This is a genomic window from Lewinella sp., assembly GCF_050633125.1.
Taxonomy (GTDB): Bacteria; Bacteroidota; Bacteroidia; order Chitinophagales; family Saprospiraceae; genus Lewinella.
The window spans coordinates 2734-17883 of sequence record NZ_JBOEFX010000041.1; the positions used below are offsets into that span (position 1 = coordinate 2734).

9 protein-coding genes are annotated in these 15150 nt (G+C 46.0%); 3 read left to right on the forward strand and 6 right to left on the reverse strand.

Annotated elements, in window-relative coordinates:
* The 3 genes from ACRBG0_RS10110 to ACRBG0_RS10120 form a co-directional block, all read left to right on the forward strand.
* Positions 1 to 653, forward strand: a 653-nt coding sequence (locus ACRBG0_RS10110; RefSeq protein WP_431486777.1) for an NAD(P)/FAD-dependent oxidoreductase, incomplete at its 5' end; no start/stop codon positions are given.
* Between the two features lie 169 nt (positions 654 to 822).
* The gene (locus ACRBG0_RS10115; protein WP_431486778.1) at positions 823 to 1767 is read left to right on the forward strand and encodes a hypothetical protein; all 945 of its coding nucleotides are present in this window, start codon (positions 823 to 825) and stop codon (positions 1765 to 1767) included.
* 229 nt (positions 1768 to 1996) lie between these two features.
* Positions 1997 to 3829: an ATP-binding protein gene (locus ACRBG0_RS10120; RefSeq protein WP_431486779.1), complete on the forward strand. Its 1833-nt coding sequence runs from the start codon at positions 1997 to 1999 to the stop codon at positions 3827 to 3829.
* Between the two features lie 277 nt (positions 3830 to 4106).
* Here ACRBG0_RS10120 and ACRBG0_RS10125 read toward each other — a convergent pair whose 3' ends face one another.
* The 6 genes from ACRBG0_RS10125 to ACRBG0_RS10150 form a co-directional block, all read right to left on the reverse strand.
* A complete protein-coding gene (locus tag ACRBG0_RS10125; protein WP_431486780.1) occupies positions 4107 to 5006 on the reverse strand; it encodes a DUF5694 domain-containing protein in 900 nt (299 codons plus the stop codon).
* Between the two features lie 6 nt (positions 5007 to 5012).
* Positions 5013 to 5447: hypothetical protein (locus ACRBG0_RS10130; RefSeq protein WP_431486781.1), on the reverse strand; the 435-nt coding region annotated here is incomplete at its 5' end.
* A gap of 364 nt (positions 5448 to 5811) precedes the next feature.
* Positions 5812 to 7836: a dipeptidyl-peptidase 3 family protein gene (locus ACRBG0_RS10135; RefSeq protein ID WP_431486782.1), complete on the reverse strand. Its 2025-nt coding sequence runs from the start codon at positions 7834 to 7836 to the stop codon at positions 5812 to 5814.
* Positions 7837 to 7912: 76 nt separating this feature from the next.
* The gene (locus ACRBG0_RS10140) at positions 7913 to 8392 is read right to left on the reverse strand and encodes a DUF4112 domain-containing protein (RefSeq protein WP_431486783.1); all 480 of its coding nucleotides are present in this window, start codon (positions 8390 to 8392) and stop codon (positions 7913 to 7915) included.
* Between the two features lie 68 nt (positions 8393 to 8460).
* On the reverse strand, positions 8461 to 11631 hold the full coding sequence (locus tag ACRBG0_RS10145) for a S41 family peptidase (RefSeq protein ID WP_431486784.1): 3171 nt from the start codon (positions 11629 to 11631) through the stop codon (positions 8461 to 8463).
* 107 nt (positions 11632 to 11738) lie between these two features.
* Positions 11739 to 15038 carry a WD40/YVTN/BNR-like repeat-containing protein gene (locus tag ACRBG0_RS10150; RefSeq protein WP_431486785.1) on the reverse strand — a complete coding sequence of 1100 codons (3300 nt, stop codon included), beginning with the start codon at positions 15036 to 15038 and terminating at the stop codon, positions 11739 to 11741.
* Positions 15039 to 15150: the final 112 nt, after the last annotated feature.

The following is a 15150-nucleotide window of genomic DNA, read 5'->3' on the forward strand; positions in this document are numbered from 1 at the left end:
GAACGAAAACGTCTAACGGTTTCAAAATTACGACCCAGTCAGGCGAGACTTTTATTGGTACGAAAGTTCTATTTGCAACGGGCGTAAAGGACATTATGCCTGACATCAAGGGTTTTTCGCCGTGTTGGGGCATTTCTATTCTCCATTGTCCTTATTGCCATGGTTATGAAGTAAAAAATGAGAAAACTGGAGTTTTCGGAAATGGCGATTATGGATATGAGTTTTCGAAAATGATAGCGCATTGGACAAATGACTTGACACTATTCACCAATGGTAAGTCGACATTAACACAGGAGCAAACAGCGCAATTAGATAAGCATAAGGTTAGCATAATAGAAAAGGAAATCCTTGAGTTTAATCATGATGAAGGCATGGTAAAAAGCATCCTTTTCAAGGATGGAACAAAAGAATCGATAAGGGCAATTTATGCCAAAGCTCCATTTGTTCAGCATTGTGATATTCCTGAAAAACTAGGTTGTGAATTGACAGAGCAGGGGTATATTGAGGTAGATATGTTTCAAAGAACAACTATTCCTGGCGTGTATGCATGTGGTGATAATACGACCTTATTCCGATCTGTTTCAAATGCAGTAGCAGCGGGTTCAATGTCGGGTGCGGTGCTGAATAAGGATTTGATTGATGAAATTTTTTAGGAAAAGACAAGTTGTTACCGTTTGACAGCCCAGGACTTCTCGTTTTTTACAAATAATCAACCTCTGCTAACGACTACGAGCTTACCCTCTACGCTTACGCATTGTCTTAATTAATAAGGATAGAGGATGCTAGTTTTGAGTTATTCTTCACACAGAAAACCTCATTACTATGCGCCAGTTAGGATTTGTTTTAATCGGATTAATTATTGCTTTGCTCTGTTGCAGCTGTGGCCAAAAAGCGGCGACTTTACGTACCGAACAGATTAGCGAAATCAGTTTCTCGGATGTACGCCTCGGAGATGGTGTCCCGTTGGATATCTCTATTGCTGTTTATTGGCAAGGCGAGGATTCTGAAGTTGGTCCTGCACGACCAGATACCGTACTAGGCCGACTATTGTATGCTCGCGGCATGGAAACTATCCGTGACATTACCAATCAGTTTGCGCCCGTTGATTCTGTTTTTAGTACCCGCAGGGATGATTTTATTGCTACTGTCAAAGAAGGTTTACTGCTGCGTTTGCCAGAACCAGATTTAACGGTACGAGACGTAATTGTACTAGATGTACAATTTCCGCAAGCTTTTACCCAAGCGCTTGAAGACATCGGACTACAGGATTTGCGGGAAGAACAAATTAAGAAGCAGAATCAATTGGCATTGGCCCAGGCTGCTGCCAATGAGAAAAAAGCAGTTGCTGATGGCGAAGTCGCGATAGCGCTAGCAGAGGCGGAAGGCCGTTTGCAAGCCATCCAGGCCCGCACAGAAAATAATCGTCGTAAGATTGAGATAGCCAAAGCAGAGACCGCCGCCGCTGTAGCTCGTACGCAAGCCGGTGCCGAAGCTGATCGTTTGCGCCAGCTCAAAGTAGTAGAAGTAGAAAAGCAGCGCGAAATAGAAATGATAGCGGTAGAAAAACAGCGCGCAATGGATAAAGTCGGTTTTGAGCAACAGCTGGAACTCGCTCGCCTTTGTCAGGAAAACCCTACTTATGCTTCCTTCCTGGTAAACCGTGAATTGGCTGGTAATGTAGAAATTGCCGTCTTGCCCACAGGTACTGATATGAATGTCTTCGGTGGCTTGCTACAATCCAAGTTGCCAGGGAAAAGCAATAATTAGGAATCGCTCAACTTATTTGTTGCACAATATTTAGTAAAAAACGCGCTCTCTAAATTCATTAGCCTTTTTTATATATTTGCAGTTGTAAGTATTTTAATAGAAATAAGGTATTCTTATCTTTATCCCGTCACTTGCCTCTAATTCCCATACGCTGAAGTGCCTAAATAGTTATCTTGTTGTCTGTTGTATTGTGTGAAAGATAATTATGGGGAATATTTTAAAACTGTGGATGCTATTTCTCTTTTTGCAGCTTCAATTTACCGTAGCTGCACAGTCTAAGCCTATGGCAAAGGTTTTGGATTCTATACTTGTAGAACGCTATAATGAGGAAGCCTGGAGGTTTAAAAATACAGCCATCGATACAGCACGTCAGCGAGCTTTAATGGCGATAGAGCTGGCAACGCAAATTGAATTTCCCAGAGGGGTTGCAGATGGTCTGCATATTCTGGGAATGGTTCAGTGGTCCAGGGGAGATCGCGCTGGTGCTTTGGATTATTATCTTCAGGCTTTAGTCATTAGAAGGGCTATTACTGATTCACTAGGCTTAGGCCGCTCATTCAATAATATTGGCAACGTCTACTTTGCGCAGGAAAATTACGATTCTGCCCAAGTTTATTATTTACAAGGGAGGGATATTCGCAGTAAGTTATTAGATATCCAGGGCTTGGTTTATTCACTAAGTAACCTTGGTGATGTAGCCTTGAAAATGGATGATGTTTCGAAGGCGAAACAGTATTATGATCAAAGTGAACAGCTTGCTCGTAGAGAAAATTTTGTCACTGCTATTGCTCATGTCAAAGGCCGTTTAGGTAAGCTGTCTTTACAGTTAGACGATCAGGCTACTGCCCAAAAACATTGGGAGGAAGCTTTGTCTTTTGCAGAACAGTCTACAGATCGTAGGTTGATAGCCAGTTGCTTGCAGGAGGTCGTTCGATTAATGATGCTCAATCAGGAAGAAGTACTTCCTTTACAGGAAGATTATGCTCGTCGGAGTTTGGAACTAGCTGCTGCTGCCGGCGCACTGGATTTACAAACGGAGGCAGCAATGTTATTAGCGCAACTGTCGGCCTTGAAGGGGGATTTTAAGCAAGTTTATTATTACCAAGCCCATTATCGTCAATTAGCAGAGGCACTGGTGGAGAAAAGTAAGAATGATGCCATCACAGCTATCCAGGAAAGTTACACTTTTGAGCGACAAGCCGAAGAAGAATTAGCTGCGGAGAAAAGATTGGGGCAGCAATTGTCAGAAAGAAACAATCGATTGCTATTTGGATTGCTGCTCAGTGGAATACTTTTAGCATTGGTGCTAGCAGGGAGTTTGTTTCGTGCTTACCGCAAACAGTTCGCATTTTCTAACACCCTGGAAGTAAAAAACAAAGAGCTGGCCGCCCGTTATGCTGACTTGCGGGAATTTGCCAAAATTGCCTCTCACGATTTAAAAGAACCGGTAAGGAATATTGGTGCTTTTGCCAATTTGCTACAACGCAAGCAAGGCGATTTACTGAATAAGGAAGGGCAAGAATATTTGGCGTTTATTCTGGGCGGGGCCCGGAAGATGAATGACTTGTTAGGTGATTTGCAACTCTTTACAGACTTGGCCAGTCGGGTCAAGTCTACCACGCAGTCTATTGATTTAAAGCCTCTTTTGGAGGAGGTTTTTAAAAAACAGGCAGAGGAGCAGGGAAAGCCCGCCGCTAAATTGATCATACATCAATTACAAAGAATTAAAGGTCATCCCGAGTTGCTGAGCATTTTATTTGAACAACTTTTTCAGAATGCCTTGAAATTTGATAAGGCTGAGGCTCCAGAGGTTGATGTATCCTGCCAGCTAAGCGGCAAAAGCTATCAGCTACAAATCAAGGACCGCGGAGTTGGTATTGAAAAAGAATACCAAAAACAAATATTTGACATCTTCCAGCGCCTCGATAAGCAGCATTTTGAAGGGACGGGCATCGGGTTGGCCATTTGCCGTAGAATAGTGGAGCTACACCAAGGAAAAATATGGCTGGAGAGCACACCAGGTCAGGGGAGTACCTTTTTTGTGGAATTGCCGGCGTGGTAGAGGGGTATGCGATTCCATTATATGGAATCTACTTGTCGCTATATATTATTCGTGGTAAAGAGTTTCTATTCCCTCTCTAAACAATTTTAGCAAGTGTTGCTTTTGTTCAATTGTTTCTTCCATGCTGTCAATTATCATTCTAGTGCCGTAGGCCCTTGTTAGACTTCGAGTTTTAGCTTGACGGTGGGTAGATACTTTGCTTCGGTGTCATGCACCAGCTAAATGAGTTCCTACTCAGGCCGCTAAACAAGCTCTATATGCAGCTTTGTATGCCCTTTCATTTAATCATTAAGTCGTTAAACTGCACTACTTGAAAATCTGGCGAAGATTGGAATAATTCATCCAGAATCCATTTATGTGCTCCTCCATAGATGATCAATAAATTCTCCTTTGATTCGGGGTTCAATAGATTTTTAGAATTGGCATAGATTCGAGCATTTCGTTTGTACCATCTACCCAGTAAATCTGCGCCAACATATTTATCTAAGTATCCTACATTTACCAAACCTGTTGTCCAAAGTTGTTTGGTTCTTATTGCATTTTTTTGTGAGTTTATGAGTAAAAGGTAATCTTTAACATTTAGGTGCCTTTGAATGGTATCCATGAATGTATTATACCTTAAATTTTCTTGGTCGTAGGAACGCCATAGCTTCAGATGTCCCAAACTATCCGCATAGATTTCCCAGTCCTCTATTTCATTAATACTTTCGGGTAATGGTGGGTTATTATCCACACAATACACTTTTTCATGCCCAAGAATTTTCGCAAGTTTGAAACCAATTTGAAATGCTTCGTTCTTACCCAATTTGTAATTCCCGGCTAAATATTCTTGATAAAGCGAGTCCAACATGTTTTGATATTCCGGACGCCACTCAATAGCTATTTTTGCCGGATTAAAGTCTTCTAATCTTTGAATAATAGCACTCAACTCATTTTGGTTCTGTTCAGTATCAATATCAATATGATTTTGGGCAACAACATCGCTACCATCTCTGCTTCTGTCAAAATGAAAGACTCCTAGTGTTAAAACCATATGCTTCGGAGCTTTATCAATACTTGGGAAATTGTTGATTGCCCAGTTTATTCCTTCTGAAGTGTTCTGTGCGGAATGTTTTTGTGTTGGCTCAGAACAAGAGAGAAGGAATAAAAGAAAGCTAAAAGTTAATAAACACTTCATAGGGAATTAATTTTCGGAAATTAATTGTTTGACTTTCTTCAATTCTATGACCAGTTTTTCTTCTGTACTGACTTGGTCATGAGCATAGTTTTCTAAAATAATCAAATATTTTTTGTTGGTAAAGTTGTCGTCTCCGATGTTATTTGTAACACTTTGTATATAAGTATTGGATTGCAATTCTAAATCATCTTGAAGTTTATATACATAAGTAAGTTGTTCCAATAAATCAATATTTAACCTGCTAAGCACTCCTGATAAGGATGCAGATTGGAACGAAGCATCCTTTAATAGAGGTGGATTTAGTCCCTTCCAAAATGAAAAATTAGACGGTAACGCGTTTCGATTGTCCAATTGATGAATGCTATCCCTCAATTGCTTAAAATAATCCAACGATTCTAGTATGGATACCTCATTATTATTTACCTCTCGTAAAATATGTTGNNGTAATACTTCTTCTGTTTGTTGTTTGTCTACTCTTTCGTTATTCCAATTATTTGCCAATAGACCTAGATAAACGCCAAGCATTACAGGCACAATTAAAACAAAAACTTCGTAAAGTATTTTTTTTAGTTTTTTCATTTCGGTTGATTCAATCAACAAGCCTGTAGCGGCAGATAAATACTCAATGGCTAAGTTAAGTATTTCTTGTTTTTTACGATAAAGATTCTATTGGTTCAAATTATTGTACAAGTTTTTTCGTACAAAGTGATTGGTTCTACTCAAAATAAAAGAGGGTAGAATGATTGATTTCAGCGAAATCCATCTCTCTACCCTCTCTACCTGTGCTACCTCCTATTCCGAAGGTTTACTTCAGAAATGAATACTTGCCGGCATATTCGAGCATCTGCTCGGTGAAATCATCAGGGTATTCCACGTTGATATCTGTAATATTACCTTGGGCATCTTGCACGGCTACCAATCGAGGGTTAATGAAACCACCGTAAGGCGGGATGTTTAGCGATTCGCTACGTTTCAAAACCTCTTGGTGGATGGCTTGGTCTACTTGTACACCGTAGCCTTCAATAAGGGTTTTTCCAGCCTCATAATCGCCTTGGCTCTTGATACGCTGTACTTCTTGTAGCAATTCCCCAAAGAGGGTCCGCAGTGCAGCATAGTCTTTAATGTCAATGTAGGTTTTTCCATCGCGTACGGGCATCTCTACGGCACCGCTGGCCAGGGCTCTTTCCATTACCCAGCTAGCGACCATCTGGCGATTGCGCATGTGAGCTTGCTGGATGTTTTGCCCCGGTTCTATACGACGCAATTGTAGCATCAGACCATTACGGAGGTAATTATCGTAAGCTGCTTTGCCCACTTCATCTGTCTCAATCAAGCCAAGTTCCTGAAGCTTGGCATCTGTGATGTAATAGAGAGCAAAAAGATCGGCGCGCGCTTCTTCTAGTGGCGAAGCGTAGTTTTTCAGGGTTTCCCCTGGTGTAGCTACCCCTTCTTCCAATTGACCAGAAGCATGACCCAATACTTCGTGCAGGGCGGTGATCATTTTACCCGCGATTTGACCATGTGCTGTTGCACGTGCTTTTTCTTCTTCGTCATTGGCAAATTCAGTGAGTAAGCCGGGCCCGTTGGCCTCACTATAAGCATGGCTGATATTACCCAGGCTAACAGACTTAGAGCCATATTCTGCTCTGATCCAGTTCGCATTGGGCAAGTTTACACCAATGGGAGTTGAAGGGCTGGCGTCACCTGCTTCACCTGCTACAGTCACTACTTTGTAGCTGATTCCCGTAACGGTAGGCTTACGATGCTGAGGCAGCACTGGACTGTTGTCTTCAAACCACTGTGCGTTTTCAGCGACTTTAGCCATGCGAGAAGAGGCATCAAAGTCATCAATCTGCACGATGGTCTCGTAGCTGCCTTTTAGTCCCATGGGGTCAAGGTACACTTCAATAAAAGAATTGATGTAATCAATATCTCCTTTGGTTGCTTTTACCCAAGCGATGTTGTACTCGTCCCAGGTCACCAGGTCGCCGGTACGGTAGTATTCGATGAGCTTGCGCAAAGCATCAGCCTGTGGCTCGTTTTCGGCAACACTTACCGCTTTTTCAAGCCATTTGATGATCTCTTGGATGGCAGAACCATAGAGGCCATCTGCGCTGTAAACCTGTTCGTAAAGTTTTCCGTCTTCATTACGGGCAACCCTACTATTGAGGCCTATACTGACCCTCGGGTCTTCCAGGTTGTCCTTCAAGTCGGCGTAAAAAGCTTCTACTTCTGCTTGGGTAATATCCGGCCCATAAAAGTTAACGGCTGAAGCCAAAACCAGATCGTCACCTTCTTGAGCTACCTTTTTATTGTCTTTGGCAGGATCAAAAATGGCTGCTAATTCTTCTTCGGTGAGGCTGGCGCCAACGTCACTCAATAATCCAGCTAAGTACTCCTGTGAGAAGCCGGGCTTGAATTTGTCGTTGGAGTAATGGTGGTGGATACCGCTGGCAAACCACATTTCCTTAGCGTAAAGCTCAAATGCTTCCCAATCGGCATTGTTTCGTTGGCCAGAATAATTGGCTACGATAGCATCAACAGCATGGCGGATGGCAAGATTGTGGCGATAGTTTTGGTCGTAGATAATATCACGACCTGCAAGGCCTGCTTCGGTTAAGTAGTAGACCAGCTTTTTCTGATCGAGGCTTAATTGATCAAAGCCTGGTACCTGATACCGGACGATGCTTTTGTCAGCGAAGCTTTCAGGGCTCCATACAAACTCGTCGTCAGTTGGAACGGTTAGTTCCTCAATAGCTTCAGGTGATTCCTGAGCCGGTTGGCAGGCCAATAGTGCGAATAGTGGCAATAGCCAGAAATATTTTTTCATACAAAAAGGATTTAAATTATCTGTGTTAATGGGTGTGTTAGGAAATGACCTAGCTAATACTCCCTAATGAGTCCAATTATGTTGTTCCGGTTATCAAAGCCCAAAAGGTACCTAAAATCCACCCAATCAGGTAAATTGCGGATATAAATATTCCGATCACAAACAGGAGCACCATGATGACTACGAATGTTGCACTACCTTGGTGTTCACCCTCCTCGTAGTGTTCTTTCAGCAGTTCAAGGTTTCGACGGTTGGCACGATAAGAAAGGTCGAAAAGGTCTCCTATTACCGGAACAGTTCCGATGATGGCATCTAAGAAAATGTTCCATAGCATCTTAACGATCACCATTCCACTAGCGCCTTTGCGTGCCATCACGGTTACCAGCATACCACTGATCCCCAAGGAAACCACGTCACCTACACCGGGGATGAGCCCAATAAGGAAATCAAACCCAAACCGAACGTCTGTTCCCGGAATACGGAATCGATTATCTAATAACTGGGTTGCGGTATCCAACCATTTTAGTTCGGGCCTTTCCTGGTCTTTTTCTTCCATTGTTGTTTGGTTAGTCAGGGGTGGGATTCACGAATTTTACGTGTGAATCCCACCTGTAAGAAGCCAGGTTATTTCAATTCCGATAACAGTACTTCTACTGCCTTCTGCAATTGTTCATCACGGCCTTCGGCCTTGCTGTTTGGGCTGTTTTCTATTTCTACATCTGGAACGGCAGGCCCTAGTTCCATGTTCTCTCCGGTAGCTTTTACGTACCAAGCCCGGAAAGGCATCCGTACAAAGTTACCATTGATTAACCCTTGTCCACCAGTAGAAATAACGGCTCCGAAAGTAGGCATACCTACCAGCGTACCGTGATCTAAAGTTTTAAAGGCGTGCGAGAAAATCTCGGCATTGGAATAACTGGTTTGGTTACATAGCGCTACGCTTGGCTTGGTGAGCGCTGCCTGTGGTAGGCGTTCTCCATACGGGTAGTTGTCCGCAAAATCAGGGTGGTTACCTTCCAGCTTGTCTACCGCTCCACGAGGTACCGTGTAAGAGTGTTGACGAACGTTGAGTACCGTCATGAGCATGTCGGTGGTCCAGCCGCCGCCATTGTAACGAACGTCGATGACGATGCCTTCTTTGCCAAGGCCGCTGGCGGTGAGTTCGCGCTCGAAGCGTTCAAAGCTAGGCCAGTTCATTCCCTGGATGTGAATGTACCCCAAGCGGCCGCCAGAGTATTCTTCGGTCAGGCGTTTGCGTTCGGCAACCCACTCTTCGTAGAGCTCGGTGCGGAGGCTACTCGCAGGACGGATGACGACCTCACGTGCGGTTCCCGCTGCATCAATGACACTCAATAGGGTGCGGTCATTGGCTGTTCCCTGTAAAAGACTGTACAGGTTGGTGCTGCCTGAAATGGCCACTCCATTGACTGCGACGATGGTTTCTCCAACGGTGAGAGTACTCTTTTCCCGGTTCGCAGGTGAACGACTGACAACACGGGTGATTTTTACGCCATTTGTTGCAGGCTCTACTTCCAGACCTAACAGACCAGTGCGATCTCGCTGGGTTTCTTCAGGATTAGAACCATACATGCCCATGTGGCTGGCATTGAGTTGGCCAAGCATAGTATTGAAAAGATCGCGGAAATCCTGTTCCGTAGAGGCAGACATAGCTAGCGGCTCGTACTTTGCACGGAGTTTGTCCCAATCTTGTCCGTGGAAGTTGGGGTCATAGAATCCGTCCCGCAGTGCTCGCCACGCTTCGTCAAATACCTGCTGGCGTTCTTGTTGGTGGTCGATGGCCATATTTGCGGAAAAGCCGAGGTTGTCTGCTTTCTTACCATCGGTTTTCATGCTGGCCAGGGTGCCGTTAGATTTTAGCAAGTATAGGGTTTTACCATCAGTACCTACAGATAAACTGCGTAATCGGGTATCACTTAGTAAGGTTGTGGCATCGCTGCCATCCCATTTGATGCTTTGTAACTCTCCGCCACCGGGCGAACCATTACGGCCACCATTGTTTGTTGTAAAGAAGAAGGTTTCTCCATCCGTACTGATGCCCAAGTCTCCTTCATTTCCAGGCAGACGGGTTACTTGGACCAGTCGTTCGTGAATGTTTTTAAAGTCAATGACTGTTACAGAGTCTTTTTCTGTTTTTTCATCTTCCTCTTCTTCCCATTCCCAATCTTGCTTAGTGTTTTGCCAATCAGCATCCCGTAACCAGGCAAACCAAACGTCAGAATCGCCATTGTTACGAATGGAAAGGAAGCCCAGTTTGCTGCCGTCAGCACTCCAGAAAGGACTGCTGTCTGAGCGAGGGTGCATACTTACATTGACAGGTTTTTGGCTACCATCAGCTGCGTGGATGTAAATTTCTGAGTTGAAATCCAGGTCAGAAAGGGAATAAGCCAGCCACTGCCCGTCGGGACTCCAGCGTACACTTCTGGCTGTTGACCAACCATCCAGTAGTACTTTTTCGTTACTTAAACCCTGAGCCGTAATGTCTGCGACCACGAGTTGCCCTCGTCCACGGTTGATGGCAACTTTGGTACCATCTGGCGAAAGGCTGATGTTTGCTTCGTCAACAGGCGTATTTGTTATCCGCTTGGCAGTCCGCTTCAAAGTACGGTAAAGGTCGGGCTGGTCTGCGTCGGCAGAGTGTAGCACGTAAAGTTCTTTATTACCGTCTCTGTCTGAAATGAAGACCACGGTGCTATCATTCAACCACTGTGCATCCTGGTCACGGTAAGGGTGGCGCGTGAGCTGCACAACGCCTTTCTTTTCCTTGTCATTTACTCGTAGAAAAATCTCGCCACGTACGCCAAAGAGGAGATAATCACCATTGGGAGAAACAGCCATTTCGGTGGCTCCGCGACTTAAGCTTTCCTGCTTTATAGGATCAAAACGATAGTCTGCGGTTACCTGAATATTTACTTTTTGTGCTTTGGTACTACCATCGGTAGGTAGCGTGTAAATGCCATTGCCACGTTCGAAGACGAGCTGTTTCCCGTTGGCACTAACATCAAAATAGCGGATGCCTTCGTCTTGAAAATTGGTTAAAGGCCGCGCCAAATCCTTGGTCAGTACCCCGTTTTTGCGGTAGATATTATAGCGGCCACTGGCAGCACTTAGGTAGAACAACTGTTGGTTATCTCCCCAAACAGGATGACTTTCCTGGGCATTTTGAGCAGCCAGCGCCATATAGTTGCCTCTTTGAGTATCATACACCCAAATGTTGCGGTTAGCTGGACCGGTGTATACTTCCCGCACAAAGCGGCAATTGCCGGCCACATAAGCCACATAACGACCGTCGTTGGAGACGTTAGCCATTTGGGCTAAGGCATCCATCATTCGTTGTGGAGTACCACCCGTGACGGGCACTTTGAAGACTTCCTGGTCGCGTTCTACCTGGCGGTACATGCGTGAACTCATGAAGATGATTTCATCGTTGCCATTCCACTGCGGGAAATTGTCACTGCCGGAATAGTAGGTGAGCCGTAGGGGCATTCCGCCCTGAGCGTCCATGACAAAAATGTCGTCGTTGCCATAGCGGTTACCTTCAAAGACAATACGGCTACCATCAGGGCTCCACTGCGGGTGACTCTCGTAGCTTTCGTGAATCGTCAGGCGGCGGGCAACGCCACCATTGGTGGGCACTGTCCAGATATCACCCTGGTAAGAGAAGGCAATCTGCTGCCCATCAGGGCTTAGCGAAGGAAAACGCAACAAGGGCTCCTCCTGTGCGGAAACCCCTGAAGCAAGTAAGAGAAAGGCGAAAGAAAAGATATATTTAATCATGTTTTTTTATTGATGCGTTACATTAACGGCTATGTGTAATATGGGGATAGAGACGTAGATTATTAGGAGTACAGGCGTTGCATTGCAACGCCTGTACTCCTACGTCTTTATTCATTCCATTCCGGCCAGCGGCCAGGGGTATACGGTGCGTTGTTCATTTCTATTTGTTTCTCCAAAGCGGCCACTTCGTTTGCAATGAGCTTCAGTTCACGGAGAGCTGGCCCAAATTGCTTGGCTGCAATACGGTAAGCATCCTGGTATACCTGTGTTGGTGCCGAAGTGACATCCCAGAGGCCATATTCACAGCGGCCAATGCGACCACCAATGCTTGGAGGCGTTTCAAACTGGCGGCGCGCAAGACTTCTGTCGCCATTCATTTTGCGGCTGAGTTCACTCAGTTGTAGCTTCAGTTCGCTGGCTTTGGCCAAAAGACCTTCCGGAGCAGCAGGCATATCGAGGATAGCAGACTGGATGTGGTTGAGGTTCCCCGACAATTCTCGGCGGATATCGTTGGCAGCACTGAAGGCTTTGCGGATATCAGCAACCTTGCGGACAAAGGCATCGTATTCTGCCCAATCCGTTTCCGGCATGGACGATTGGTTCAAATAGTTAAGCTGGAAAGAAACGGGTTCCGTAAGCTTACTGACTTCGCCGTTTTCAAACTTGCTGAGTGCTACAGTGTAGGTTCCCGGCATGGCCAGGTGACCCAATTCGGCGGAACCAAAAAGCACATCGGGAGCAGGCGTATACCGGCCAACTACCGGCGCGGGGGTGTCGTGACGCATATCCCAAGTCAGCCGCTTTAGGCCTTTCTTGGCAGGCGCCGTTAGGTGACGAACAACCTCTCCTTGCGCATTGCGGATGGTGAAAATCAGATAAGGATCTTCTTCGGCATCTTCCTGGCGAAGCTGATCGAGGGTAGGGTAGGGGTCATCGTCTGTCTCCTTCTCCTTTTCTTTCCGCTGGTCTTCCAGCGTTTGGATGCTCTCTTTTAGGTAGTAGGTGAATACCGCACCAGGCTTGGGGTTCGGTGTGGTGAAGTAACTGCTTCCCAGGTGACCTTTGTCCCGTAGACCAATGTCGGTACGTTCAATATAAAGCAAGGCATCTTTTATAGTGAAGATTTCGGCATCTTTTGCCAGGGCCTCTGCTGTGATTTCCCGTAAAGGGCTATAGTCGTCTAGTACATAGAATCCACGACCAAAAGTACCGAGTACAAGGTCATTTTCTCGTTTTTGAATTTCCATGTCTCTTACGCCCACCGTCGGTAATCCAGCTTTTAGCGGAATCCAGTGTTCCCCGGCATCAGGGCTGAAGAATGCACCGAATTCAGTGCCACAGAACAGTAGGTTGGGCTGAACATGATCTTCTGCAATGGTGTATACACTTCCGCGTTCGGGCAAGGTCGCGTGGATCGGGGTCCAAGTTTGGCCTGCATCTGTGGTTTTGAAAAGGTAAGGCTTAAAATCACCATAACGGTGGTGGTTGAAGGCTGCGTAAGCGGTGTTTTTGTCATGCTGCGAAGCAATGATCTGATTCACGTAAGTCATTTCCGGCACACCGGCAAGACCTGTGATCTTCTGCCAATTTTGCCCGCCGTCAGTGGTCAGGTGAATGAGGCCATCATCGGAACCTACCCACAACATATTCTCGTCGATGCTACTTTCTGCAATAGTCGTCAGCTGGCCGAAAATATCAGTAGAGCCATTTTTAGAGATGGCATCTACGCTCCACACCTGATCCATTACTTCAAGGGTGTTGCGGTCAATTTGCGCAGAAAGATCGGGGCTGATGACTTGCCAGGAATCGCCCTGGTCGTCAGTGCGGAATAATTTGTTGGCACCAAAGTAGAGCCTTTTGTGGTTGTGAGCAGAGATCAGTAAAGGAGCATCCCAGTTCCAGCGAAGGGCGGGTTCGTCTTCGCCTTCCATGGGTTTGATGTAGTAGTATTCTCCATTCCCCCGGTCATAGCGACTCAAGGCACCATACTGAGCTTGGGCATAGATGATGTTGGGGTTGGTAGGGTCTACCTGGGTTTCAAAACCATCACCGGTAGAGGTCACAAACCAATCGGAATTAACAATGCCATTCATGCTGGTCGTTCGACTAGGGCCGCCCAAGCTGAGGTTATCTTGTGTTCCGCCATGAATATTGTAAAAGGGAGTAGCGTTGTCGGTAGCTACTTTGTAGAATTGGGTTACAGGCAGGTTGGGTTTGAAATGCCAGGTTCCGGCCAGGTCCCATGTCTCGTACACACCACCATCACAACCAACGAGTAGGTGGTTGGTATTGTCTGGGTCAATCCAGAGGGCGTGGTTATCGATGTGCTTGTTGAGCTCGCCGAGATTGCGGGTGGTTTTGCCGCCATCGTCACTGATCTGAAAGTAGGTGTCGGTAATATAAATGCGATCAATATCAAGTGGGTCACAGATCAACTCTTGGTAGTAATTGCCGCTGGTATATCTGCCACTTTGCTTGCTCCAGCTGGCGCCGGCATCATCGGTGCGGTAGATCCCTCCTTTGTTATCACCAGCTTCAACGACAGCGTAGAGAGTATTGGGATTGACAGGCGAAATGTCCAGTCCTATCCGGCCTACATCGCCGCCAGGGAGGCCTCCTTTCAAGGGCTTCCAGGTTTCACCACCGTCTGTGGTTTTGAACAAGCCCGATTCTGGCCCACCACCGATGTAGGTAAATACCTTTCGCTGGCGTTGGTGAAAAGCAGCATAGAGGACATTAGGGTTGCGTGGGTCCATGACCAACTCGTTGCAACCAGTATATTCACTGACCTCTTTTACGCAAGTCCAGGTGTCACCACCGTCGGTGCTTTTGTAGACGCCGCGTTCGCCACCATTGCTCCATACGGGGCCGTAAGCAGCTACCCAGATAATATCGGAGTTGGTAGGATCGACGATGATGTCGCCAATGTGTTCGGAGGTTTTCAAGCCTTTGTGTTCCCAACTTTGGCCACCATCGGTGCTTTTATAGATACCGTCGCCGTAGCCGACAGAGCGTTGATTGTTGTTTTCGCCGGAGCCTACCCAAACGGTGCTGGGCTGCTGAGGATCGAGGCTGACACAACCGATAGAGTAGGAGTTTTGCTGGTCGAAAATAGGCGTGTAAGTGGTACCGTGGTTGACGGTTTTCCAAACGCCTCCTGAAGCGGTAGCAACGTAGTAAACGTCCTTGTTGTCGGGGTGCACCGCAAAGTCGGCAATACGCCCCGAAGTAACGGCGGGGCCTACCGAGCGAAAAGCGAGTGCAGAATAAGTGCTAGCCTTCAAGTGAAGAGGCGTTTCTTCTTTGGCGGGAGCCGGATCGGTTTGTTTTTTTCGTTGGGCCATCGCTTGGTCGCAAAGGACAAAACTTAGGAATAAGAGTAGGTAAATGCTTCTGTAACTTGGCATAAGTTGGTGAATTTGGCGACTGAATTTTCGGAATCGAAAAATAGGGAAAATCAGAGACCTAAAGAAGTAAGGAGGATGCCTTGGAACGAAAGGGTGGAATTCTGCTATGAAA